We start from the raw sequence: 25,391 nt of genomic DNA, 5'->3' as shown, positions 1-25,391 counted from the left end.
TCAGTTGTATCGCCAGGTGCATAGCTGAGTATCCACGTACGGGAAGAATAAGTGCTGAAAGCATCTAAGCACGAAGTCGACCTCAAGATTAGATATCCATAATTTAGGGACGTTACAGACGATGACGTAGATAGGCCACAGGTGCAAGTGCAGTAATGTATTCAGCCGAGTGGTACTAATCTCCCGAACGCTTATATTTAGAGAATTTTCTCAGGCAAAGGGTATTGTAGTTTTAGGACTATGTTCTTTTCTCCGTATATGTTAGACATACAGCGTGGAAGAAGTGTGGGAAGATATACTTCTGACACGAGAAAGAGATAGTGAAGAAGTCGGAAAAGGAAACGAACGAGACAAGGGAAACAAAGAAACCGACGGACTTGCGAAGCCAATAAAGGTGGCTATAGCATCGGGGATCCACCTCTAACCATTCCGAACAGAGCAGTTAAGCCCGATCACGCCGATGGTACTATGCAAATGGGAGAGTAGGTAGCCGCCACTTATAGAGAAGGAGAGAGGCATGAACCGTAACAGGAACATGGCTCTCTCCTTTGTTTTTATAGGTTTGCCGGTTTGCTTCTTCTTTCTTTTCTCCTCCTCAATCCTTATTGCTTTTTCCCCACTCCGTATGAAAATACCAATGGAGCTCCTTGCGATCTTCTCCTTAATCTTTTTCACTCCGTTCCTCCTCTGCATTAAGATACATACGAGCTTCCTTCTTTCTCCTCTTTAATCCTCTTTCTTCTTATCCTTCCCTGTATGAAAATAGAGATGGAATAGCTACTTTTCCTCTTCCTCAATCCTTTTTCTCTTTCCATACTTCTAAGGAATATGCAAATGGGAGAGTAGGTAGCCGCCACTTATATAGAGAAGGAGAGAGACATGAACCGTAACAGGAACGTGGCTCTCTCTTTTGTTTTTATAGGTTTGCCGGCTTTACTGTTTTTTCCTCCTCATTCCTTTTTGCTTTTTCTCCACTCCAAATGAAAATAGGGATGGAACTCTCTGTTATCTTCTCTTTAATCTTTTTTGCTCTTTCCATAATGCAAAGAAGAGAGTTATTTCCCCTTCAAAACACCGCTCTTCAATCCTTTTACCCTCCTTCATTTTTTTTCTTTATCTACCTGTTTGCATCTCCTTATTTTGACTTTTTTCTATACCCATCTGTCTATTTATCCGTTCTATTCTATTTATTCATCCTCTTTTTTTATTTTTCTTTCGCTCTATTTCTCTCTGCTTTTTGGTTTACTTTCCCTCTTCATCTTTTTCTCTTGATTTTTTTTTGTTTGTTCATTCGCCACTTTTTTTGTTTCATATTTTCGCGAGGAAAGCGGATAAGAGAAGATAGAGGAAGAGAAAGTAGAATTTGTATATTTGAAAAGGAGAAAGGGAAATGGTGGAGACTGTGAGAACTTGTATGTAAGAGATAGATGACAGGATATTTTTCTCTTTTCATCGTACAAAGTAGTGAAGAATAGAAAATGAGAAAGTAAATAGAAGAGGTTGTATATTAGGGGAATAGGAATTTTATAAAGACAAAATAATCTCTGTTTCTGAAGAAGAAATAAGTTGCTAAGACATTATCTTCTTGTTTTTTATTGGGTCAAAGAAGAGCAAACATAGGAATGTATTCGGAGGAGGTAAGCACAGCGGTACAACTCTTCCTGATAACACAAGAGACCAAGCATCGCTCAAAAAAATATTGAGATGCTTGGCCTCTTAGTTTTTTAGTTGCTGCAATGTCTGCTTTGTCTCTATGGGTTTATGAGTCAAACATATTTTTCGCTTTCAAGAAATATTCAGAGTATCTTTCAGACGTTTCGGGAGCTTATCAAGAATAAGCTGATAGGATGCTCTGATCTGTTCCAGAATATCGGCATCGCTCATATCTCTATTTATATATATCGTATTCCAGTGCCTTTTATTCATGTGATACCCCGGTACTACGGCATTGTAGTGCATCCGAAGATCTTCAGCCAGATCCGGATCGCACTTCACATTAAAGCGGACACCATCCTCGCTGTTCAAGGGGAGTAGCATAAAGACTTTGTCGAAGAGTTTGAACACGATGACATCAGGACCAAAAGGAAGATCTTCCGTAGTGTAAGGGAGAGATAGTGCAAAGTCTCTCAGTTTTTCTATATCAAGAGCCATTATTAGGTGTATTGGGTTATCACAAAGTTAGCATCTTTGTTTTTGAGTTCAAGAAAGTATGTACTGTTTTTTCTATTCAAGTTTCCCTTTATATATCACTGTTGTGGAAACATAAATTAACTATGATTGTAAGTCTGATTTTTCGAAATAAATCTGTTGATTGCCTGTAAATATTTATATTGGGACTATTATTACTCTATTTTTAATAGATTTCTATCGAAATTACTTGTTTTATTAACTTATATTTTGTTCTTGGTGTTGCCCATCTATCTTTTACCTATTATCTTTGCACTGCATCTTGAGCAGGTATTCAATATGCAAATAACACAACCTCATCTAACAAATTAAAAGAAAAAGACATGGACTTCAAGAAAGGCTTATGGAATGACGAAATAAATGTTCGTGATTTCGTAGTAAGAAATGTAACTCCCTATAACGGAGATGCTTCTTTTCTTCAACCTGCATCGGAGAGAACAAAGAAAATCTGGAGCATCTGTACTGCTGCTCTGAAAGAAGAACGAGACAACAACGGTGTACGCTCGATAGATCCTAAGACTATTTCGACCATTACATCTCATGCCCCCGGATACATCGACAGAGAAAACGAGGTGATAGTAGGTCTTCAGACAGATGAACTGCTTCGCAGAGCCATCAAGCCTTTTGGTGGAATCGGTGTCGTGGACAAAGCATGCGAGGAGAACGGTGTACATTTGGACGAAAAAGTAAAAGAGATTTTCCACTCTTATCGCAAGACACACAATGATGGAGTATTCGATGTTTATACTCCGGAGATTCGTCTGTATCGTTCACTTGGTTTCCTTACCGGTTTGCCGGACAACTATGCACGTGGTCGCGTGATAGGAGACTACCGTCGTTTGGCTCTCTATGGTGCGGATCGCTTGATTGAAGCTAAGCAAGAAGATCTTAACTCTCTGCTTGGATTTATGTCCGAAGAACGAGTTCGATTGAGAGAAGAAGTCAGCGAACAGATCAAGGCTCTTAAGGATATCAAAGTGATGGCACAGTCTTACGGCTTCGATGTTTCCCGTCCTGCCACATCGGCACAAGAGGCTGTTCAGTGGGTTTATTTCGCTTACCTTGCGGCAGTGAAAGAGCAAGACGGAGCTGCCATGTCTTTGGGAAATGTTTCTTCTTTCTTGGATATATATATAGAATACGATCTTACTCACGGCAAGATTGACGAAGTTTTTGCACAAGAGCTTATAGACCAGTTTGTGATAAAGCTGCGTATGGTACGTCAGTTGCGCATGAACTCCTACAACGAAATCTTTGCGGGAGACCCTACATGGGTTACAGAGTCTATCGGAGGACGTTTGCAGGATGGCAGGCACAAGGTAACGAAGACCAGCTTCCGCTTTTTGCAGACGCTTTATAACCTTGGACCTTCTCCCGAGCCCAATATGACAGTCCTTTGGGCACAAGATCTGCCACAAGGATTCAAGGATTTCTGTGCACAGGTATCCATAGACACATCCTCCATTCAGTATGAAAATGACGACTTGATGCGCGGTGTAAGAAAGTCCGACGACTATGGTATCGCATGCTGTGTATCATTCCAGGAGATTGGTAAGCAGATTCAGTTTTTCGGTGCAAGAACCAATCTTGCCAAAGCACTTCTGTTGGCTCTGAACGGAGGACGTTGCGAGTTTACCGGGGAAGTGGTCGTAAAGGATATTCCTGCACTCAAGAGCGATGTTTTGGACTTTGACGAAGTGATAGCGAACTACAAGAAAGTCCTTGTGGAAGTAGCACGCGTGTACAACGATGCCATGAACATCATCCACTATATGCACGACAAGTACTACTACGAAAAAGCACAGATGGCTCTTGTGGATACCAATCCTGCCATCAATCTTGCGTATGGAGCAGCCGGTCTATCTATCGTAGCAGACTCTCTTTCTGCCATCAAGCATGCCAAAGTAACGGCTTTGAGAAATGCAGACGGTCTTACGGAAGAGTTCAAGATAGAGGGTGAGTTCCCATGCTATGGTAATGACGATGACCGCGTGGACTCTTTGGCAATAGAGGTTACTCGCTACTTCAGCGATCTTCTAAAGGCTCTTCCTGTTTACAAGAATGCCGAGCCTACACTCTCTATCCTCACTATCACTTCCAATGTGATGTATGGAAAGAAGACCGGTGCCACTCCCGACGGACGTGCCAAGGGCGTTGCATTTGCTCCGGGAGCCAATCCGATGCACGGTCGTGATGAGAATGGAGCTATCGCTTCTCTCTCTTCCGTGTCGAAGATCGACTATTCCGACTCTCTCGACGGCGTAAGTAATACGTTCAGCATCGTACCTCACTCTTTGGGTTCAAACAAAGAGGAGCAAGTGGAAAATCTTGTAAGCATGATGGACGGATACTTCTCCAAGATGGCTCACCACTTGAATGTGAATGTCTTGAACCGTGCCATGCTGGAAGATGCAATGGAGCATCCGGAAAACTATCCTCAGCTGACCATCCGTGTTTCCGGATATGCCGTAAACTTTATCAAGCTCAGCAGAGAACATCAGTTGGAAGTTATCTCTCGTAGCTTCCACAAGAGAATGAGATAATCATTTACTTCGCAGTTATGCTAAGAATACACTCATTTGAATCAATGGGTACTTTCGACGGGCCGGGACTCCGGCTCGTCGTCTTTATGCAAGGATGCAATTTCAAGTGTGCCTATTGTGCCAATCCCGACACCATCCCTTTCACCAAAGGACGCAACATTGAAGAGAACGAAGTGGTGCGTCGTGCCATAAGCGAAAAGGCATTTTTCGGGAAAAAAGGAGGTGTTACGTTCAGTGGCGGCGAGCCCATGTTGCAGGCTCGTCTTCTTATTCCCATCATGAGACAGCTCAAAGAGAACGGCATCCATATCTGTGTGGATACCAACGGAAGCATCATGAACGAAGATGTCAAGGAGGTGTACAATCTCATAGATATGGTACTGTTGGATGTGAAGCAGGCAAACAATGAAAAGCATCACGAGCTCACGGAACACTCTTGCGACCAGGTTTGGAAGACGGCAAAGTATCTCGAAGAGATCAATATGCCTGTACGCCTCAGATGTGTGATGGTTCCCGGATTCAACGACTCGGAAGAGGACATCCGACTGTTGTGCGAAAAGTATTCTCCGCTCAAGAATATCGACCGGGTCGAGATACTTCCTTATCACACTTATGGCGTCCACAAGTACGAAACCATGGGATGGGAGTACAGACTCAAGGGTGTTAAGGAGCATACACCGGAGCAGATAGATCATTTTACATCTCTGTTCCAAGAGTATTTTACGAACGTCTGGACGCAGTAAATAGCACTTATCTCGTGTCGGCAGCACACTTATTCCGTGAGAAAGAGGGATGATCTTCGGATTTATCCTCTTCACTACACCTCTTGCTTACCGGATTTGCGGTGGCATCCATGGGTGTTTGAAATCTCCTTTTCGAGTGTTTGAATATTTCTGTAAAGCAGTTTAATAGTTTCTCCAAACAGGGTTATATCTTTCTTTTAGCCTGTTCGGAGGTGCAAATCAAGCCCCGATTTGTAGAGAACAAGGCTTGAATGGCAGGAGTCAAAGCGTGAATCTTGCCATTCAGGCCTTGATTTTATGATTTATCCGTGTTAAAAGAGTTCTGTTTTCGTGTTCAGAGCTGTTTTTGTCCCTGTTAAACAGAATTTATTTTCGTCTTAAAAAGAGAGTGTGTCAGTAGTGGGAACATCCGGGTAAAAAATAAGGAACGCCTCCTAAGTCAATTTATTCAAACTCAGGAGGCGTTCCCTTTATATTGTTCAGGCTCTTGCTATACCAATCCGCCGAATCCCATGAAAGAGAGAGCAAGGATACCGGCAACGATGAGAGCGATGGGGATACCCTTGAGGGCTTTTGGCACATCTGTCTGAGCGAGCTGCTCACGAATGACAGAGAATATTATCAGTGCAATGGTATAACCTATCGCCGTAGAGATGGCAAAGGTAAGGCTGCGGAGCAGGTCGTAATCTTTTTGTACGATGATAATGGCAGTACCGAGTATCATACAGTTTGTGGTGATCAGAGGTAAGAATACTCCCAATGCCTGATAAAGGGCAGGGGAGATCTTTTTGAGAATGATCTCTACCATCTGAACCAGAGCTGCAATGACAAGGATAAACGATATTGTCATCATATAACCCAGATCGTACGGTACCAAGATAAAGTGATTGATCGCCATCGTAACCAGTGTAGCTATCGTAACCACAAAGGTTACCGCAGCTCCCATACCCAGTGCGGTGGAGAGCTTTTGAGATACACCCAAAAACGGACATATTCCAAGAAATTGGGAGAACACGATGTTGTTCACCAATATGGCTGAAACGAATATGATGAAGTATTCCATACTGTTTTGTTTTTATCTGTTGAAAGATTGTGTGTTATGCCTTAGACTTGTTGCGAAGGGTGTTGATGATGGCAATCAGATAGCCCAAGGCGATGAATGCTCCGGGAGCAAGAACGAATACCAACGCTCCATACTCTTCTCCCAAGCCCGGAACCTTGTACCCGAATGCGTGCCAAGTGCCAAGAAGTTCGCGCACAAGACCGAGCAGTGTAAGTGCCACAGTAAATCCGAGACCCATGGCAAGACCATCCACGATAGAGGATAGCGTGCCATTCTTAGCGGCAAAAGCTTCTGCTCTACCAAGCACAAGACAGTTCACCACAATAAGTGGAATGAATAGACCCAAGCTTTCGTACAGAGCCGGAAGAAAGGCTTCCATGGAAAACTGAACGAGGGTAACAAACGTTGCGATGACAACGATAAAAGCCGGGATACGAACTTTGTCCGGAATGAGATTCTTGATAAGAGAGATCACCAGATTGGAGCAGATGAGTACGAACATAGTCGCCATTCCCATACTGAACCCATTCATGGCAGAAGAGGTCGTTCCCAACGTGGGACACATACCCAAAAGGAGGACGAAGATAGGGTTCTCGTCCACGATTCCGTTCTTTAATGACTTTAATATATTCATGGCTATTTATTCTTGTTCACTTTCTGTTGATGGTGATGGAGCACTATTTCTGCTTGCAACGAACTCTTTCTGTGCAATATGTGCACGGGCTGCGGCATCAAGGAATGCACGGCTGGAGATGGTGGCGGCAGTTATGGCATCTACGTCTCCCTGGTCTTGTTTCACTTTCAGATCGCCACCGTTGAGATTTCTTCCCAGTACGGACTGGTTGCCTTTCTCTGTTTTGAACCAGTCTGTCATCTTTGTACCAAGACCGGGAGTCTCTTGCATGGATAGCACGGAGTAGTTGATGATGTTTCCTTCCAAGTCGAAACCAAACAGGATAGAAACGTCTCCGCTGAATCCTTTATGTGTAACGGACTGCACGGCAGTGGCTACAAGAGCTCCGTCTTTCGTTGCAGGAAAAACCGACAAGCTGTCTGTTTCTACGAGAATCTTTACTTGTTCTTGATAGGGTGAGTTGTCAAACTCCGGTGTTACTTCGCCTATCGCACGCTCCAAAGCTGCCACTTTGGACTGCGCAATGATATCTTTGGTGCCATTGTAAACGAAAGACAACAAGGCCGAAGCTACCACACAGATGATGGTAAGAGATAAGAACATATTGGGCAATGTGGATCCTAACTTCTTCATTTCGCTACTTTACCTCCAAAGTGTTTAGGTTTAACATACAGGTTGATAATGGGTGTGATACCATTCATAATGAGAATGGCAAAAGACATACCTTCCGGGAATGAACCGAAGACACGGATAAGCATCGTGATGAGACCTATGCAGACACCATAGATGAGCATCCCGTTCTTGGTCATAGGAGATGAAACGTAGTCTGTAGCCATGAATATCGCTCCGAGTAGCATACCTCCCGTTAGAAGGTGTACATCAGGAGTAGGATAGACGGTAGGGTCGTACAAATACAATGCTCCGGCAAAGATGGCAACGGTACCGAGTATCGCTACCGGGATATGCCATGTGATGATCTTCTTTACGAGCATATAGACGAGACCCAAAAGGAGTGCAATGGCACTCACTTCCCCAAGAGAACCTCCCATTTGACCCAAAAGAAGGTCGAGAGTATTGGGGATCATGTCCAGGCTGTTGCCCTGTATGCCCATCTTTACACCTTTCAGTATTCCGAGCGGAGTGGCTCCGGACTCTACATCAATGTATTGAGTCCATTGGAGAGGCTTGGGCCAAGAGGTCATCTGTACAGGGAAAGAGATCAGAAGTACCACGCGTCCGAGAAGTGCGGGATTGAATATATTGCATCCCAAACCTCCAAAAGACATCTTCCCGATACCTATGGCGATGAATGCACCCACGAGGATAATCCACACGGGAAGGTTTGAAGGGAGATTCAGAGCGAGCAACAAGCCGGTAAGAATGGCACTGCCATCGGTGATGGTAAGCTCGTCACGACGCAAGAGATACTTATTGATAAGATATTCGGTGGCTACACATCCCAAAACGGATGCTATGGTAACGACGACCGCACCCAGTCCGAAGAAATAAAATGAGGCAAGAAGAGCGGGTGTGAGAGCTATGATAACCCCATACATATTCTTTTCTATACTGTCTCCACTGTGTATGTGAGGAGAGGGAGATACCAGAAACTTATTATCCATTAGTCTGATTGTGTTTAGTCTTTAAGATTTACGGGAGCGGATGATGCCCATCACTTTCTGCTTGCCTAAGCGTATTTCATCGAGAAGAGGGCGGTTTGCCGGACAGGTGAAGCTACAAGAGCCACACTCTATACAGTCCACTATGTTATTCTTTTCGGCTTCGTCCCAGTTTTTGAACGTTACATCGCGCATCAGGAATGCGGGATTCAATCCCATCGGACACACTCCGACACATTTCGTACAGCGAATACAGTTTCGCATAGGCTTACGTTTTGTGTCCGCTTTAGGCAGTAAGAGCACACCGCTTGTACCTTTGGTCACCGGCGAAGAGGTTTGAGCCAATGCTTTACCCATCATCGGTCCACCGCTTACAATCTTTCCGGTGCCGGCAGGAATCTCTCCAACGTGGGAGATAAGAGAAGATAGCGGTGTGCCGATCCTGACCATCAGGTTGGACGGACGAGCCAGTCGTTTCCCAGTAATCGTTACAACCCGTTCCACGAGAGGTTTGTTTTTTTGAACAGCCTCGTAAACGGCAAATGCTGTCCCCACATTCTGAACCACGGCACCCTCCGAGATCGGGAGCTGTCCGCTCTTGACGGCTCTCTTTGTTACGGCATCTATGAGCTGTTTCTCTCCTCCTTGCGGATATTTTACCTTTAGAGGTTGTATCGTGATGCCTTTATATTCCGATGCTTTCTGTGTAAGGAGAGCTATCGCATCCTTTTTATTGTTTTCTATGCCTATCACTGCACGATCCACTCCGATGGCTTTCATCAGTATGGAGGTACCCACAAGCACTTCGTCTGCATACTCCAACATGAGACGATGGTCGGATGTAAGGTACGGCTCGCACTCTACCGCATTGATGATCAATATCTCTGCTTTGCTGTCTTTAGGAGGCATAAGCTTGACATGAGAGGGGAATGTGGCACCTCCCAAACCCACTATACCTGCTGCTGCAACCTTATCTATGATCTCTTTTGATGAGAGATTGCACTCCTTTATAAGCGTAGAAGAGCGATCGATACTCTCTTCCCAAGTATCTTCGTTATCGCATTCTATGTATATCGCAGGCTTTTTATATCCGGAAGCATCCACTATATCGTCGATCTTCACAACCTTTCCGGATACTGAGGAGTGTATGTTTGCGGAGATGAAACCGGCACTTTTACCTATGAGTGTACCCACTTTTACGCTATCTCCACGCTTTACTACCGCTTCAGCCGGAGCACCAATATGCTGTCCTAGAGGTATGGTTACCGTACTTGTGGTATGGAATACTTCGATAGGCGCATCCGCACTAAGCTTAGCTTCAGGAGGGTGTATCCCTCCTATTCTGAATGTCTTGAGCATATCTTTTGCTTTATTCTAAAAGTCTTATACTTGTTCTGTCTTGGCTGCCGGACTCTCTGTCTCTTCTACTTTTGGCTTAGGAGGAGGAAATCCGATCTCGTGTATCGCTTTGGTCGGACAGACCGAAACGCACTTGCGACAGAGACGACACTTCGTATGATCTATGTATGATAGATTGTTTGCAATGGTAATGGCTTCAAACTTGCACTCCTTAAAGCACAGAGAACAGCCGATACAAGCGTTGGCGCAAGCCTTCTTCGCAACGCCGCCTTTATCTTTATTGACGCAGGAAACAAATACGCGTCTGTTTTTAGGCCCTTTCTTGCGCAGCTCTATGATGAACTTCGGACACGCTTTTACGCAAGCGCCACAAGCGGTACACTTATCCTGATCTACTTCAGGCAGTTTCGTTTCCGGATTGATGGATATGGCACCGAAGTCGCACACTCTGACGCAGTCTCCGAGACCATGACAGCCGTAAGAGCAGTTGGTCTCACCGGAGTAGAGAGCTGTGGCTACCGCGCAAGAAGATACGCCGTCAAAGGTATTTGTCCTTGGTCTGGCATCGCAGTTCCCATTACAGCGAACCACTGCAACCAATGGTTCGGACTGAACAGCCGCAAGCCCCAAAATATCTGCCACTTTTGCCATAGTTTCCGCACCGCCAACCGGGCAGAATAATCCTTCCAAAGAAGAAGCTTTGGCACAAGCAGAGGCAAATCCTCCACAACCGGGAAATCCGCATCCTCCGCAGTTTGCACCCGGCAATGCCTCTTGGACTTCACCTATGCGCGGATCTTCTTCTACATGAAACTTCTTTGATACAGCATAAAGCAATGCCGCCCCCGAAGCCCCTAAGGCTCCTAAAAATGTAATAGTAAGAAACATATCTTATTCTAACTTTTTCAAAGTGTATTGATACTTCTTGGTGAAATAAGCGTTGCACAACTTAAGGATGACAAAGTACACTACCAATGCCCCCAATGCCGTAATGTAGCTCACAGACTCTGATACCAAAAAGAAGTGATTGGCTATGAAAACAATCCCGACCAGCAGTACCAGAGGAAAGACAAATGCAAAAAGTATGGCATGATAAACGTTGAACAGTGGTTCGAGGCTGACTTTGTCTCCGGGTTTATAGCTTGCCGCATGGGGTGTCTGCACAGAAATGTCTATATGTCCTACATCGGAGGCAAGGCAAGCCCCTTTGGCATGACACTCTTTGCAGGCGCTGTTGCGCTCCATACGCACATATACCGTATTGCCTAATGCTCGAGATACTATTCCGCTCTTACATGTACTGGCTTTTGTCATTGTGGTAGATTAAGTAATAGTAATGCAAAACAAAAGTAAGTTTTTTTGCTTAAATAGCCAATCCTCAAGATCACTATTTAGCAATAGGATTACCTTATCCTTATGTTTTATCTTGCAAGTAAATGTAGCTTGTCTATGTTAGTGTAAATTTCCCTATAAATGGGGAGGTCTATTCCGAGGGACAAAGGTAGTAAAAGGAAAATTAAATAAAAGCATCTTGATACATTTTTGGCAGGACAATCTTCTCTTTTCCGCTTTCTGTGTTGCAAAGATCCGGAATAAGGGGATGCTTTTTTTCTTGTCGAGGATATAAAAGAGTTTGAACCTGTTCATAAAATGAGCTGAACGTTGATGAAAAACAGATTGAACGTGTACAGAGTTATAAATCAAACTTTTGTTTGTACGCTTCAAGGCTCGATTTGTAGCAGTCGGCTCCCGGTTTTCAGAAATCAAACCTTGCTTTATCTTCTTTAATCTGTTCAGGTCAAGTATTGAAAGTGATAAGAGCAACTTTTTTCCGTATTAAAACCTCTTTGCAAATGCTTCGTGGTGTGAGGTGGAAGGATTATGCCCAAGACCTCTAAACAGATTCGGCAAAACTCTATAAACAGATGTCGGGGCATCCGGCAACTTGCCAAAATCCCAACATTTATAATGCCTAACTTCTATCTGTCTTTATTCTTGGATTGCCTTCTCCTGTTATTTTTGCTTATATTTGCGAGAGAGGCATGTGGTTTTTATGTCTCTCATACATGGTAATCGAGTGAAAACCTTGACAGTAGTAACACTAAAAAATGAAATTATGAAAAAGATTTTAACCTTAGCTTTTATGCTTTTCTGTATGACTGCCGTTGCTCAAAATCGTCCGACATTTATTGTCCAAGCCGGATATCAGGGAGCCAATCTTACCGATGCAATAGATGTAAAGATGCTCCATGGATTTCGTGCAGGAGTTACCGTAGACTACGCATTTATAACCTTACCCACTTATGAACTTTCTTTGCAAACCGGTCTCAACTATTCGATGAAAGGGTATTGGGAAGAGACACACATTACAACCGTGGGAAAGGTCAAATCTACCAACAGACTTCACTATTTGGATTTGCCTGTTCTTATCAATAGCAGATTCAAACTTTCTGATACTTTCAATGCTTTTGTCAATGTCGGTCCGTATATTGCCTATGGATTGTCCGGGAAGTATACTGTGGAGACTAAGAAGGGAGATAAAAAGACAGATGAAGGTAATCTCTTTAAGGGAAGTGGTGATGAAAAGTCTAAACTGCATCCTTTTGACTTTGGTGCTCAAGTAGGTGTCGGTGTCGAAATGAATCGTATCATGCTTGGTGTCGGAACTCAATATGGGCTTGCTAAACTTTTCAGAGACAGCGGCCGAAGTGCCAAGAATATAAGCTTCTATGCCTCTGTTGGATACAGATTTTGACGAAGCATAGGTGCTGATAGGTATAAAAGATAGATATTGAGGCAGAGAGCGGAAGGTCGGTTCGTCTCTCTGCCTTATTTTTTATCTTGTCGGTACATAAACGAAACAGCCTTTACACTCATGTTTCTAATGTCTATCCATGAGGAAAAGAGCTCTTTGTTTCTTCTTTCCGACTACTTTTTTTACATTTGTGCCGCATAATTGAAAAACAATAGCAGAATGAAAAGGAAAAACGTATTCGGAATCTTACTCATGCTCTCTTGTATGGCTGCATTTGTGAGCTGTTCTCAAGAGACAGATACTGATGATAGAGGATTTATGAGTCAGGCAACAGTGGCGAAAAGTAAAGAGGGCAAGTATCTGTGTTATCTCGATGGCGGAGGTATCGTTACCTCCAAAAGTGCTGTTTTGGACGGCATAGAGAGAGGATACTTTGCTTTTATGTATAAGGAGTATCAGCGTAAGACTTCAGGGAAGAAAGAGCTGTTTATAGACGATGCCGTTGTTGCCGGGTTTAAGAAATACAGAGTGGCTTACCCTTTGACCATCAAAGAGGCAAAAGAAAGAGGTATCACAGATCCGGAAAATAGAGAAGAGAACACAGAGTTTCTGCTATCCGGTGCGTGCCGTGGCTTCTTTGATGTGGTAGTTGGTACTTCTGTTCGGAACAGATCTACGGGGGAAGTTGCAGGCACGAAGGTATATCTTGTCTACGATCCGGGCAATCAAACTCCCAATACGTTGATGTTCAAACTTTATCGTAATCCCGGAGTATCAAAGACATGGACCGCTAAAGAGATCGTTAAGGAAACAGTTTCTTACGATATTTCATCCTTATATTCGCTTCAAAACTGGGCGGACTCGGTTACCATTATCGTGGATGGAGGTGAAGAAATTCAGCCTTTTAAGATCAGCCGGAACGACTTTATCAAACCGGACATAAACATAGATCTGAACAATTAGAGGCAGATTGCACTTCTCTTTGTGCCGGACAGGGGAGAGGACAGATCGCTTTCCCAAAATGGTAGAAGCCGGACAGAAACCGGCTTAAGAGCTCAAGGAGCAGCCGGTCATCATCACAACAGCCTAAACAAAAAAGGTTAGCCATCACTCTTGGAGGCTAACCTTTTCTGTTGTTTTAGGTTTGACAAGAATCAAGCATCGCTCTCTTTCTCCTTGACATCTATTTCAAGGAAATGAGAGAGGTCGTTCTTTTCATTGTCTATGTATGAAGCTTCTACAATACCGAGAGACTGGTTGGGAACAATGGTAAGCCCTTTGCCGTACTTCTTTCTCCATTTGGCTTGTATGGAACCGAAAGAGAGGAATCCTTTGGTCAGGTATGCTGCTACGAATGGATGAACGTGTACATCGAGTTTATTGACATTCTCTTGCTTCATGAGCACTTCTATGTTGGACTCTACTTCTTCAACAAAGAACAGTGTGGACTGTATCTTGCCTCGTCCTCCACAAGTAGGACAATCTTCTTTGGTGGATACCGTAGTTGATGGGCGTACACGCTGACGAGTGATCTGCATCAAACCGAACTTGCTGAGGGGCAGTATGCTGTGCTTAGCCCTGTCGGAAGCCATCACTTCGTTCATGTACTCGAATAGCTTTTGCCTGTTGGCTGCTACTCCCATATCTATAAAGTCCACCACAATGATGCCTCCAAGATCTCTTAAACGGAGTTGCCTTGCAATCTCTTCCGCTGCGGAGAGGTTTACATCTATGGCTGTATCCTCCTGATCTTTGCTTCCTCTTGCCCGGTTTCCGCTATTGACATCTATCACGTGCATGGCTTCGGTCTGCTCTATAATAAGGTATGCACCGCTTTTATAGGTAACCGTCCTGCCGAATAGGTTTTTGATCTGTTTCGTGATACCGAAATGGTCGAATATCGGAGCTTTCTCTCCGTAATATTCTACAATGCTTCCGCGTCCCGGATCTATGAGTTCAATGTACTCTTTTGTCGCATCCAGCACATTCTTGTCATTGATATAGATGTGCTTGTAATTGGAGTTGTAGGTGTCTCGAAGCAGGCTCAGGAGTCTGCTTGTTTCTTCGTGGAGAAGTAGGTTCTTGGGTTTCTTTGCCAATGTTTCTGCTGTGTCCTCCCACTTTTTGATGAGAGAGCGCAACTCGTAGTCGAGCTCTGCCACTCGTACTCCTTCGGCAGATGTCCGTACTATTACGCTTACATTCTTGGGTTTAATACTCACTACGAGCTGTCTTAGTCTTGCCCGTTCTTCTGCGGAGCGTATCTTTTGAGATACGGAAACCTTATCTTGGAATGGGATCAGAACCAAATATCTTCCTGCGAAAGAGAGTTCGCCCGACAGTCTTGGACCTTTGGTGGAGATGGCTTCCTTGGTAATCTGTACCATCACTTGGTCTCCTGCTTTCAGAATGTCGGCTATAGCCCCATCTTTGCTGATGTCCTTCTCCAGCTTCATCTTCTTCCAAGATGGCTGGTCCCCACTCTTCCCTTTGTTTTTCTCTACGTCTTTGAGAAAAGATTGTACCGAAAGGTACGATGCTCCAAGGTCTCTATAGTGTAGAAAAGCTTCTTTCGGGTGGCCTACATCCACAAAGGCCGCATTGAGTCCGGGCATTATCTTTTTGATCTTGCCCAGATAAATGTCCCCCACGGCGAAAGCCACATTTTGTTTCTCTCGCTGAAGTTCTACCAGCTTATCGTTTTCGACAACGGCGATAGATACTTCCTTGGGTTGTACGTCAATGATGATGTCGCTTTTCACACGGAAAGTTTTGTTTGTCTTTTCTTTTCTACTTGGATTGGTGTGGTAACAAAAAGAACAAACGCATTATCTGAAGGTTTACTTTAGATTGATGCGTTTGTTCTACCTTATGCTACCTTAGTTAGATGTGCTACTCTAAATTGAAAAGCCGTTAAGCTGCAATCTTGAGGTAGCGAACAGAAGCTCACATCTAAAGATGGCTTATTTGCGCTTTTTATGTCTGTTCTTTCTTAGTCTTTTTTTCCTTTTATGAGTGGCCATTTTATGCCTTTTTCTCTTTTTTCCACTTGGCATGGTAGTAATGTTTTTTATGTTAAACTTTATCTTGTAGTAGTCTTACTTTGATCTAACAATGAGGAAAGCCTTATTGTTTGATTTTTGAAGTGAAAGTCTTAGATGGCTTGAATGCAGGGATCTTTCTCTCCGGAATTTGGATCGTAACGTTCTTGGAAATATCTCTTGCCGTCTTGCTGGCACGAGTCTTCACGATGAAGCTACCAAACCCTCTCAAATAAACGTTCTCATCAGAAGCAAGAGCATCTTTTATAACTTCCATGAACTTCTCTACCGTATCCAATACGAGATGCTTTTCCAAGCCTGTATCTTTGGCTATCTTATTTACAACTTCAGCTTTAGTCATAGCTTTTTTCTGTGTATTATGTACTGTTATTAAAATATTTAGCGAGGGTCAAATGCCAACGGAATGCTATAAAAGAAGCCTTGAGGCTGAATAGCTGTTTCCGAAAGCGTGGTGCAAAGATACTCTTTTTTCTTAATAGTTAGCACCTTACTGCTACATTTTTTACTTCTAAACCTCTCTTCCTGTTCGGATAGGACGCTTTCCCTTGGTGCTGTTTCTTACCTTATTATATAGGGTCATGCGGAATGTTTTCGGAGGTGTAAGAATTTTCTTTGGGTATCGGATGGTCATGCGAAAGAGGGTGAACTTCCCTGTTTTGCTATTTTAACAAGACTGTTTTCGGGGCAGATCCTGCTCTGTGAGCTGTTTTTGAGGCTTAAAATACCTATTTGTGGGTAATATTCTGAAAGGATCAAATGGCTACCTTTGTTCCCGTTTAGTAGAAAAATACATATCAACAATAACTAATCATAAGTAATAATGAAAAAGAGTACATGTCTATCTCTGTTGGGCTTGTTCTGCATTGCTACCTTTGGTGTAGGACAGGTCTATGCGACTCCCGACATTGAAGTAGAACAGCAAGCCAGAGTAACCGATGCGAACATTGTGGGACACGTGTTGGACTCAAAGACCGGAGACCATATCGCCGGAATCAGTATCAGGATTAAAGGAACACCTTTCGGTGCTTATACGGATGCTTCGGGACACTACCGAATAGTGAATGTGAAGCCCGGCAGGTACACCATTGTGATGCAGGGTACAGGATACCTCACTCAGGAGAGAGTGTTAGACATCGTTCCGAAAAAGACTGTTGAGGTAAACTTTACAGCTGTGGAGGATGTGTTGAGATTGGATGAAGTGGTTGTAACAGCCAATCGTCAGGCAACTCTTCGCAAGTATGCTCCTACGCTTGTGAGTGTCATCGGTGAGGCTCATTTGAAACAGAGCAATGCGGTGAATCTTGCACAAGGTTTGTCTTTCCAACCCGGCTTGAGAGTAGAAAATAATTGTCAGAATTGCGGCTTCAATCAGGTTCGTATCAATGGTCTTGATGGACACTTCTCTCAGATTCTTATAGACAGCCGTCCTGTCTTCTCTTCACTTGCAGGCGTTTACGGATTGGAACACATTCCGGTGAACATGATTGATCGTGTGGAGGTTGTAAGAGGAGGCGGCTCTGCGTTGTATGGTTCTTCTGCTATTGCGGGTGTTATCAACATCATCACCAAGAACCCTACAAGCAACAGCTTCTCCTTCTCCAATAATCTGACATTCACAGGCGGCAAGACTCCCGACAACACTCTCGGTGTGAATGCGGCGCTTGTAAGCCCTGACGCACGTATGGGGGCGGTGGTGTTTGCACAGAGCAGAGACCGCTCCGCTTGGGATGCCAATGGGGACGGATACTCCGAAATGGGTAAGATCAACGGCAAGGCACTTGGTACGAGAGCATTCTTCAATATCTCTCCGACACAGAACCTCACAGCCGAAGCTCATACCATATATGAATATCGCCGTGGGGGAGATCATCTGGATCTCCCGGACCACTTGGCTTCCGTATCGGAACGCACCGAACACTACATCAACAGCGGAAACATCAAGTACGACCTCTTCTCGGAAGATACCAATCATCACCTGCAAGCCTATGCTTCCGGACAGATGATCAACCGCAACAGCTACTACGGAGGTATCGGCGATGGCGCCCTCGGATCTTTGGGCAAACCGACAGATCCTGCCAACTACGGCATCAACTACGGTTACACAAAGGGACGCACCTATATGGGAGGATTGCAGTATGAGTACAACATGGACAGGCTCTTGTTCATGCCGGCACAGTTCCTTTTGGGAACAGAGTACGTCTACGACAGCCTTTACGACATCATGCCTATCCGCAACTGGACTTTGGCAGAAGACGGCAAGACCAGCCTCTATCCTCCGCTCAATCAGGTGATACACAACTTCAGCCAGATAGGTCAGCTGGAATTCAAGAACGACATGTGGACCATTCTTCTTGGAGCTCGTCTCGACCAAAACAGCGCCATCCGCACCGCAGACGGAAAGAGTGTCAAGCCCATTCTATCGCCTCGCGCCACACTCCGGTTCAACCCGAACAGCAGCATCAACCTTCGTGCCTCTTATGCCAAAGGGTTCCGCGCACCTCAAGTGTTTGATGAAGACTTGCACGTAGGAGTGGTTCAGGGAGAGGTTCAAAAGATCGTGAACATCCCCAATCTGAAACCGGAGTACAGCCACAGCTTCAGCTTGAGCTCCGACATGTACTTCAACACCGAAAGCGTCCGCACCAACATCTTGGTAGAAGGGTTCTATACCCGACTCATCGGAGCATTCAACACCGAGTACGTCAAGAGCGAAAACGGCTTCAAGATCTACAACCGCATCAACGGCTCCAATGCTACCGTATATGGTCTCAACCTCGAAGGAAAGCTTGTGTGGAACATCCTCTCCGTTCAGGCAGGACTTACACTCGCAAAGAGCCAATGGGACGTGGCACAAGCCACAGGAGCAGAACGCTCGCTCCTTGCCGGAGAAGACTCGGACAACCCTAAGAACATAGACACAGCCAAGGAGTTCGGGCCCAAGACCCTTGATGGCTTTGCCTTCAAAGTGGAAGACGGCAACCGCGTATATGACGAAACCGTGGAGATCCTCTCCAAAGACTTCATGCGCACACCTAACGTCTACGGATACTTCACCGTGAACATCAATCCGGTAAAACCTCTCAACCTCTCTCTCACTGCCAACTATACCGGAACCATGAAAGTGCCTCACGCCATCGAAGTGGGACGTATGTCTGCCGTGAAAGACATCGAACTCGTAAAGAGCGGACTCAGACCCGACACTCGTGAAGAAGAAAACGCACCGATGTGGGGCGTCGTAGAGCAGACACCGCAGTTCTTCGACCTCGGAGCAAAAATCTCTTACGACTTGCGCTTCTTCTCCGCATCCACCCTCCAGCTCTATGCCGGAGTAAACAATCTTCTGAACTCGTTCCAGAAAGATTTCGACTCTTACGGATTCCGCGACAGCGGTTACATCTACGGACCGACACAACCATTCTCCATCTACTGCGGAGCAGTCATAAAGTTCTAACAGAGGAGAAAACATACAGACAAAAAGACGGGCAGTGTCGGAGCGAATGCTCCGGCACTGCTTTTTTGTACCTGCATCCCACTCATCTCTCCCTTCCCCGGTTTCTTATGATTCTTTTCGAATTTTTGCTGGATAGTTAATTAGTATTTTCAGAGTTGGTAATTATCGTTTTTCGGATTGGTAATTGTCGTTTCGACTCAAAATCTGTGCAGTGGTTCCGGTATTAGTTATTACTTTTGGATAGAATTCATTTAGAAAGAGGTGTGTTGATATTTGTTTATTGTCTATTTATCATGATGAAAGGAATTAAGGAGCGTCTTTTGGAAGCATCGGAAGAGAGTATTCGGGGTTTTTCGGTCAAGCTTAAAGTTTCGGATAATCCGGAAACTGTCATCGGAGTACGTACGCCGGTGTTGAGAAAACTGGCAGGATCTCTTAAGGATGAGTATTCTTCTTTTGGCGCATTGCACGAGGAGATGGCGGAGCTGTTGCCTCTGTACTTTGAAGCGAAAATGGCGTATGTCTTTGCTGCCGTGAAGATGTGCCGATCGGAAGAGGAGTGGCTGCTGTTCTTCAAAACAATCTTGGCACATCTGGACGGATGGGCGGTGTGTGATGCTGTGCTGTCGGATGTGGGGAAGGTGTTGAAGAAAGATGTCGTGAGGAAGGCGTTCGAGTCCTGCTTCTCGCTTCGTGAGGGGTTGCCGCTGTATGGGATAAGGGTGTTTCTGACAATCAGAATGTATTATCACAAGCACGGATTGGAGAGTTTGGACGATATATTGGCAGATATCAATGCGACAAAACCGTTCTGGAATCATCTTACCATACGTCAGGCGGTCTCTTGGGCATTTGCAACAATTAGCATCGGGGAGTTTGAAGGGATATTGAGCAAGTGGTATATGCCGATATTGAGGAATGGTGATCGGACGGAGGAGGAAGATCTGACCATAAAGCTCTACAAGCAAAAGATGAAGGAGTCGAGACGGATACCAAGAGAATGGTGTGAGAGGCTTTAGTTTGGCAGACAGAGGGATTTTTGTAACTTTGGCATGCGAATCCTTAGCTCAGTTGGTTTAGAGCGCTGCCTTGACAGGGCAGAGGTCGCCAGTTCGAGCCTGGCAGGGTTCACTTAGTATAGCTTGATAATATAAAGGCTGAAAGTTTTCGGGTCCAAGAGAGATACATTCTTTCTTGGACCCGTTTTGTTTTATGTCTGTATGTATAATCTTTTGAGAGGAAGGTATGGAAAGGAAGAAGCTTTCTCTGTGTGAGATTTCTTTGTTATAAAAAGAAAAGGATGATAGCCTAAACTATCATCCCTTTGCGGTATGGACGGGACTCGAACCCGCGACCCCCTGCGTGACAGGCAGGTATTCTAACCAACTGAACTACCACACCGATCCGCAAACTATTTCTCTCGTTTGCGTTGCAAAGGTATGATAAATATTTTACTCGTGCAACACTTATCGCTAATTTTTCTTTGGATTTTATTCATCTCATAAGCTCTGAAGTTATGAGGTAAAGAAAAATCTCGCTTTGAAGCTGTATCAAAGCGAGATTCTTGGAACTATTTTTGTTTATTACGCCTCGTTTATTTGCGAGCCTTTTGTTTTTGAAGCTCCATTTGTTGTTTTTGAAGCTCTTCCATGCGTTGCATCCATTTGCTCTTCTTTATAGGCTTCTTCTTGTTTTCTTCCATCTTGGCAAGAAGTTTTTTCTCATTTACAAAAAGACGGAATAGATAGGTTTGAAGTATGGTGATGAGCATGGACATCAGATAGTAGTAGGAGAGACCGGCAGCACTTTGGTTGAGGAAGAAGAAGAACATAATAGACATGAGGTATGGCAGCATCTTCATCCCCGGCATGGTGGTTTGTCCTGTACTTTGCTGGCTGATCTTCATATAAACAATCTGAACTATTGTCATCAATAGACAGAAAAGGCTGATATGATTCCCGATGAAATCTGAGATAAGCGGAATATGAGTGCTCCATGAGATGATATCATCGTATGTAGAGAGGTCTTTAGCCCAGAGGAAACTTTCTCCACGGAGATTGATACTTGTAGGGAAGTATTGGTACATCGCTACAAGGAAAGGCATTTGAAGCAACATCGGAAGGCATCCTCCCATGGTGCTTGCTCCTGCGCTTTTGTAGAGATTCATTGTGGCTTGCTGACGCTTCATCATGTTGTCATCGCCTGGATACTTAGCATTGATCTCTTCTACTTGAGGTCTGAGTACTCTCATCTTGGCTTGAGACATGTAAGACTTGAGCGTAAACGGACTCAAGAGCAGTTTAATGATAAGTGTAAGCAATAGAATGATGATTCCGTAATTGCCTGTTATGGTTTCAAGGAAGTTGAATATAGGAATGATGAGCCAGATGTTGATGAATCTGAACCAATCTCCCATGTCTATGATTTGGGTAATCTCGTTATCATTGCCCCAGGCTTTATCTACCTCTTTTAGGAGATCATAGTTGTGCGGACCGATGAAAAGGCTTAGTTTTTGACCTTTATCCGACACCGGAATAGTAAAGTTGGCTGTGAGTTTTTTTAGCATGTTGCTCTCACCCAATATCTGACTTTTAAGAGATACTTGTTCTATGTGTGTTGGGGAGTAGAGAAGAGTAGAGAAGAACATGTCTCGGAACGCAATCCATTGAACTTTTCCATTTATTTCTTCTGTAACATCCTTACCTGTATTGAGCTTTTCAGTATCTTCTCCGCTCTTTTTGTAAGCCAGGCCACTGTATCTCTGTTCATTCTTTCCACTTTTTTCGTTTTGATAGACAAGGAGTGTCCATGAAGCGTCAAGATATGGTGTATTAGAAGCCAATACGGAAGAGAGATTATTGTACTTTATGTCTATATCCAACAGATATTTGTTTTGTAGGGTATAGATAATCTCCATGCCTATTCCGGAAGTGGCTTCCAAACTGAATGAAACTTTATTTGGAGCTATCTGAGAACCCTTGAAGTAAAGATCCTTGGTTTCTATGATTCTGTTGCTTGCTGTAACAAGGGTATAGTTAAAAGAAGCATCTTCTGCCTTTATGAGCTCGATCGGGTTGCCATCATACTTATTGTACTTTTTAAGAAGAGCATTCGTGATCTGTGCTCCTTTGTTGGTCAATGAAATAGATATGGAGTCGTTTTCAAGTTTGAGTTCTTCTGCACTACCTTGAGACGCTGCAGCAAACTCTCCATATTTATTGCTTGCCAAGAGAGATAGAATGCTATCTTTTTGTGTGCTGGAAAGAGAGTCGGGTAGAGAAACCAAAGATTGTTGGGAATGTGCCAGGCTATCCTCTGTGTGTTTTTTCTCCGAAAGGGCGGCTATTGAGTCTTGAGCACGATTATACGCTTCAATCTCTGCTTCAGATGGTCTTCCTACATATATAAATGCAATGAAGGCTATTCCAATAAGAATGAAGCCAATGAGTGTTTTTTTATCCATTAAATATCTGTTGTTTTTTTCTTTTCTATATGCCGATTACTTGCTGTTGCTGTTTATGCAGGCTTTCATGAATGCCATGAAAAGGGGATTTGGATTTATTACTGTACTTTGATATTCCGGATGGAACTGCACTCCTACAAACCACTTGTGATTGGCTATCTCAACCACTTCTACCAAGTTGGTGTGAGGATTAACTCCGGTAATACTAAGTCCCGCCTCTTCAAATTCTTTTTGATATTTGCTATTGAACTCAAAACGATGGCGGTGTCTTTCTGAAATGTTTTCTTTCCCGTATGCTTCAAAAACTTTGGAGCCCGGAGTAAGCTTGCACTCATAAGATCCAAGTCTCATAGTGCCTCCATAGTTGTGAAGATTCTTCTGCTCATCCATAATGTCTATTACAGGATGAGTGGTCGATGGATTTACTTCCGTGCTGTTGGCATCTGTATATCCCAATACATTGCGAGCAAACTCTATTACCATACACTGCATTCCAAGACAGATGCCAAGCGTCGGTACATTTTGTTGGCGAGCATACTTCAATGCTATCAATTTTCCATCTATTCCCCTTGAGCCAAAGCCTGGAGCGATGATGATACCATCCAAGTGAGCAAGTTCTGTTACAACGTTATCTTCTGTCAGAATTTCAGAAGAGATATATTCTAATTTCAATAGCTTGTGGTTGTATATCGCTGCTTGCTGGAGGCTTTCGTCAATCGATTTATAGGCGTCTTGTAACTCCACATATTTTCCTATCAATCCGATATGAATAGTTTCGCTGGCTGTTTTTGTTAGCTGTAGGAATTCCCTCCATGGCTTCATCTCAGGAGTCTCTCCCGGTTCAAGTCCAAAGTAGTTCAGTACATACTTGTCCATCCCTTGCTCTTGCAGAACGAGAGGAACTTCGTATATGGTAGAAACGTCGGCTGATTGGAATACAGCCTCTTTAGGTACATTGCAGAAAAGAGCAACCTTGCTACGAAGCTCCATGCTTAGGTCATGTTCTGTGCGAAGAACCAAAACATCCGGCTGGATACCGAGCTCTTGAAGTTGTTTTACCGAGTGTTGTGTCGGCTTGGTTTTAAGCTCTCCGGCGGCTGCTATATACGGAACATAGGTTAGGTGAATACACATGCAATTGCGTCCCAGCTCCCACTTGAGCTGTCTTACACTTTCTATAAAAGGTAAAGACTCTATATCGCCAACAGTTCCGCCTATCTCAGTAATTACAATATCGTATTCATTGTTAGAGCCTAAGAGTTTGACATTGCGCTTGATCTCATCCGTTATATGCGGGATCACTTGTACCGTTTTCCCCAAGTAGTCTCCTCGTCTCTCCTTTTTTATGACATTTTGGTAGATTCTTCCTGTCGTAATATTATTAGCACGAGTGGTGGGAATGTTTAGAAAACGTTCATAGTGTCCAAGATCAAGATCGGCTTCGTGTCCATCCGTAGTGACATAGCATTCGCCATGCTCGTATGGGTTCAGAGTCCCCGGATCTATATTGATATAGGGGTCGAATTTTTGAATGGTCACTCTTAGTCCTCTGGCTTGAATTAGTTTTGCCAGAGATGCAGCTACGATCCCTTTCCCAAGAGAAGAGACCACGCCACCCGTAACAAATATGTACTTAGTGTTTGCCACAATGATCAGTTTTTAGGAGTTAACTTATGAGTAGATTACGGAGTACAAATGTAACCATTTTTTACCGAAAATAGCCTTTGGCATATAAACAGTCTCATCTGTATCGTTTTATCTCTTCGTCGGTTCTGAATGATCATGTTTTGATTTTTTTGTGGTACTTATATTATCATATATGTCGCCCTATTTTGTTTGTTACTTCCCTGAAATATCTCGTATATGTTTGAGATATTTCCTATCTTTGCCGGTGGAAAAATAAAAGGCCTCGTAGCTCAGCTGAATAGAGCGTTGGATTCCGGTTCCAAAGGTCGTGGGTTTGAATCCCGCCGGGGTCACTAATTTTTTTCTTCAAGTTTTTCTCTTTTCCTGTTGCGAGTTCCAAAACTATTATTTAACTTTGCATCGCAATTGAAAAAAGGAATGACTCCGTAGCTCAGCTGGTAGAGCAAATGACTCTTAATCATTGGGTCGAGAGTTCGAATCTCTCCGGGGTCACGAAAGGTCGCCTATGATTAAATAGGTGGCCTTCTTTTTTTTGATTTCGATTATGCGGTATGAATTTTCTCTGGGTGTTGTTTAATCGAAATATTGTTGTAACTTTGCACCCACGAACGGGAGATATCTGTTTGTAAAGAAGTAAGGATCATAGACATATTGGACAATATACAACAAGTAGTACAAGGGACACTCCATTATAAATGGATATAGTGACCCTGTCAATTACCTGATTATATAAATAGAAGGAAGTAATACTGAGCATAGGAATAAATAGAAACAAAATGACAAAGAAGAGTTTGATCCTGGCTCAGGATGAACGCTAGCGATAGGCTTAACACATGCAAGTCGAGGGGCAGCATAAAGTCAGCTT

Annotated in this window: 19 protein-coding genes, 4 tRNA genes and 3 rRNA genes; 12 read left to right on the top strand and 14 right to left on the bottom strand. The window is 43.8% G+C overall.

Annotation, left to right across the window (positions count from 1 at the left end):
- Nucleotides 1-200, top strand: a 23S ribosomal RNA gene (locus HQ43_RS02320); the annotation flags it as partial.
- Between the two features lie 190 nt (nt 201-390).
- A 5S ribosomal RNA gene (rrf, locus tag HQ43_RS02315) occupies nt 391-499 on the top strand.
- A 193-nt stretch (nt 500-692) separates the two neighbouring features.
- On the opposite strand, the gene HQ43_RS10130 is transcribed toward rrf, so the two are convergent.
- Both HQ43_RS10130 and HQ43_RS02300 read right to left on the bottom strand, forming a co-directional pair.
- On the bottom strand, nt 693-815 hold the full coding sequence (locus tag HQ43_RS10130; RefSeq protein ID WP_262501532.1) for a hypothetical protein: 123 nt from the start codon (nt 813-815) through the stop codon (nt 693-695).
- Nucleotides 816-1,785: 970 nt separating this feature from the next.
- Nucleotides 1,786-2,151: an MmcQ/YjbR family DNA-binding protein gene (locus HQ43_RS02300; protein WP_036789186.1), complete on the bottom strand. Its 366-nt coding sequence runs from the start codon at nt 2,149-2,151 to the stop codon at nt 1,786-1,788.
- 359 nt (nt 2,152-2,510) lie between these two features.
- Between HQ43_RS02300 and pflB the strand changes: the two genes are divergently transcribed.
- Nucleotides 2,511-4,730 carry a formate C-acetyltransferase gene (gene pflB / locus HQ43_RS02295; RefSeq protein WP_036789184.1) on the top strand — a complete coding sequence of 740 codons (2,220 nt, stop codon included), beginning with the start codon at nt 2,511-2,513 and terminating at the stop codon, nt 4,728-4,730.
- A gap of 17 nt (nt 4,731-4,747) precedes the next feature.
- Entirely contained in the window at nt 4,748-5,473 is a 726-nt protein-coding gene (gene pflA, locus HQ43_RS02290) for a pyruvate formate-lyase-activating protein (protein ID WP_036789182.1), read from the top strand.
- Nucleotides 5,474-5,963: 490 nt separating this feature from the next.
- On the opposite strand, the gene HQ43_RS02285 is transcribed toward pflA, so the two are convergent.
- Genes HQ43_RS02285 through HQ43_RS02255 form a run of 7 tightly spaced genes read right to left on the bottom strand, consistent with a single transcriptional unit; the run spans nt 5,964 to nt 11,462 of the window.
- A complete protein-coding gene (locus HQ43_RS02285; RefSeq protein WP_036789180.1) occupies nt 5,964-6,536 on the bottom strand; it encodes an electron transport complex protein RnfA in 573 nt (190 codons plus the stop codon).
- A 34-nt stretch (nt 6,537-6,570) separates the two neighbouring features.
- A complete protein-coding gene (locus tag HQ43_RS02280; protein ID WP_036789178.1) occupies nt 6,571-7,170 on the bottom strand; it encodes an RnfABCDGE type electron transport complex subunit E in 600 nt (199 codons plus the stop codon).
- A 6-nt stretch (nt 7,171-7,176) separates the two neighbouring features.
- Nucleotides 7,177-7,803 carry an RnfABCDGE type electron transport complex subunit G gene (locus HQ43_RS02275; protein WP_036789176.1) on the bottom strand — a complete coding sequence of 209 codons (627 nt, stop codon included), beginning with the start codon at nt 7,801-7,803 and terminating at the stop codon, nt 7,177-7,179.
- A complete protein-coding gene (locus HQ43_RS02270) occupies nt 7,800-8,792 on the bottom strand; it encodes an RnfABCDGE type electron transport complex subunit D (RefSeq protein ID WP_036789174.1) in 993 nt (330 codons plus the stop codon). The genes HQ43_RS02275 and HQ43_RS02270 overlap by 4 nt, the downstream gene beginning before the upstream one ends.
- Nucleotides 8,793-8,813: 21 nt before the next feature.
- On the bottom strand, nt 8,814-10,148 hold the full coding sequence (rsxC, locus tag HQ43_RS02265) for an electron transport complex subunit RsxC (protein ID WP_036789172.1): 1,335 nt from the start codon (nt 10,146-10,148) through the stop codon (nt 8,814-8,816).
- A 24-nt stretch (nt 10,149-10,172) separates the two neighbouring features.
- Nucleotides 10,173-11,036, bottom strand: a complete 864-nt coding sequence (locus HQ43_RS02260) for a Fe-S cluster domain-containing protein (RefSeq protein WP_036789170.1) — start codon at nt 11,034-11,036, stop codon at nt 10,173-10,175.
- Nucleotides 11,037-11,039: 3 nt separating this feature from the next.
- Nucleotides 11,040-11,462: a SoxR reducing system RseC family protein gene (locus HQ43_RS02255; protein WP_036789167.1), complete on the bottom strand. Its 423-nt coding sequence runs from the start codon at nt 11,460-11,462 to the stop codon at nt 11,040-11,042.
- Nucleotides 11,463-12,264: 802 nt separating this feature from the next.
- Between HQ43_RS02255 and HQ43_RS02250 the strand changes: the two genes are divergently transcribed.
- Nucleotides 12,265-12,903, top strand: coding sequence for a porin family protein (locus HQ43_RS02250; RefSeq protein ID WP_036789194.1), 639 nt, complete (start codon nt 12,265-12,267; stop codon nt 12,901-12,903).
- Between the two features lie 219 nt (nt 12,904-13,122).
- A complete protein-coding gene (locus HQ43_RS02245) occupies nt 13,123-13,866 on the top strand; it encodes a hypothetical protein (RefSeq protein WP_036789165.1) in 744 nt (247 codons plus the stop codon).
- A 191-nt stretch (nt 13,867-14,057) separates the two neighbouring features.
- On the opposite strand, the gene HQ43_RS02240 is transcribed toward HQ43_RS02245, so the two are convergent.
- Together HQ43_RS02240 and HQ43_RS02235 are read right to left on the bottom strand one after the other, a co-directional pair.
- Nucleotides 14,058-15,665, bottom strand: a complete 1,608-nt coding sequence (locus tag HQ43_RS02240; RefSeq protein WP_036789163.1) for an Rne/Rng family ribonuclease — start codon at nt 15,663-15,665, stop codon at nt 14,058-14,060.
- Between the two features lie 364 nt (nt 15,666-16,029).
- Entirely contained in the window at nt 16,030-16,335 is a 306-nt protein-coding gene (locus tag HQ43_RS02235) for an HU family DNA-binding protein (RefSeq protein WP_255359386.1), read from the bottom strand.
- Nucleotides 16,336-16,785: 450 nt separating this feature from the next.
- Between HQ43_RS02235 and HQ43_RS02230 the strand changes: the two genes are divergently transcribed.
- The 3 genes from HQ43_RS02230 (at nt 16,786) to HQ43_RS02220 (ending at nt 20,547) form a co-directional block, all read left to right on the top strand.
- Nucleotides 16,786-19,416 carry a TonB-dependent receptor gene (locus HQ43_RS02230; protein WP_036789157.1) on the top strand — a complete coding sequence of 877 codons (2,631 nt, stop codon included), beginning with the start codon at nt 16,786-16,788 and terminating at the stop codon, nt 19,414-19,416.
- Nucleotides 19,417-19,709: 293 nt separating this feature from the next.
- Nucleotides 19,710-20,435 carry a DNA alkylation repair protein gene (locus HQ43_RS09410; protein WP_052103024.1) on the top strand — a complete coding sequence of 242 codons (726 nt, stop codon included), beginning with the start codon at nt 19,710-19,712 and terminating at the stop codon, nt 20,433-20,435.
- Nucleotides 20,436-20,472: 37 nt separating this feature from the next.
- Nucleotides 20,473-20,547: transfer RNA gene (locus tag HQ43_RS02220), tRNA-Val, on the top strand.
- Nucleotides 20,548-20,743: 196 nt separating this feature from the next.
- On the opposite strand, the gene HQ43_RS02215 is transcribed toward HQ43_RS02220, so the two are convergent.
- The 3 genes from HQ43_RS02215 to HQ43_RS02205 form a co-directional block, all read right to left on the bottom strand.
- A tRNA-Asp gene (locus tag HQ43_RS02215) sits at nt 20,744-20,817 on the bottom strand.
- A gap of 193 nt (nt 20,818-21,010) precedes the next feature.
- Nucleotides 21,011-22,879, bottom strand: coding sequence for a membrane protein insertase YidC (gene yidC, locus HQ43_RS02210; protein ID WP_036789155.1), 1,869 nt, complete (start codon nt 22,877-22,879; stop codon nt 21,011-21,013).
- Between the two features lie 36 nt (nt 22,880-22,915).
- A complete protein-coding gene (locus tag HQ43_RS02205; protein WP_036789152.1) occupies nt 22,916-24,526 on the bottom strand; it encodes a CTP synthase in 1,611 nt (536 codons plus the stop codon).
- A gap of 258 nt (nt 24,527-24,784) precedes the next feature.
- Here HQ43_RS02205 and HQ43_RS02200 point away from each other — a divergent pair.
- The 3 genes from HQ43_RS02200 to HQ43_RS02190 all read left to right on the top strand — a co-directional run.
- Nucleotides 24,785-24,858: transfer RNA gene (locus HQ43_RS02200), tRNA-Arg, on the top strand.
- 87 nt (nt 24,859-24,945) lie between these two features.
- A tRNA-Lys gene (locus HQ43_RS02195) sits at nt 24,946-25,018 on the top strand.
- Nucleotides 25,019-25,305: 287 nt separating this feature from the next.
- A 16S ribosomal RNA gene (locus tag HQ43_RS02190) occupies nt 25,306-25,391 on the top strand; the annotation flags it as partial.

It is taken from the genome of Porphyromonas canoris, from assembly GCF_000769115.1.
Taxonomy (GTDB): Bacteria; Bacteroidota; Bacteroidia; order Bacteroidales; family Porphyromonadaceae; genus Porphyromonas_A; species Porphyromonas_A canoris.
The sequence above is the reverse complement of the archived record's forward strand: the minus strand, read 5'-3'. Positions and strand labels throughout refer to the sequence as shown.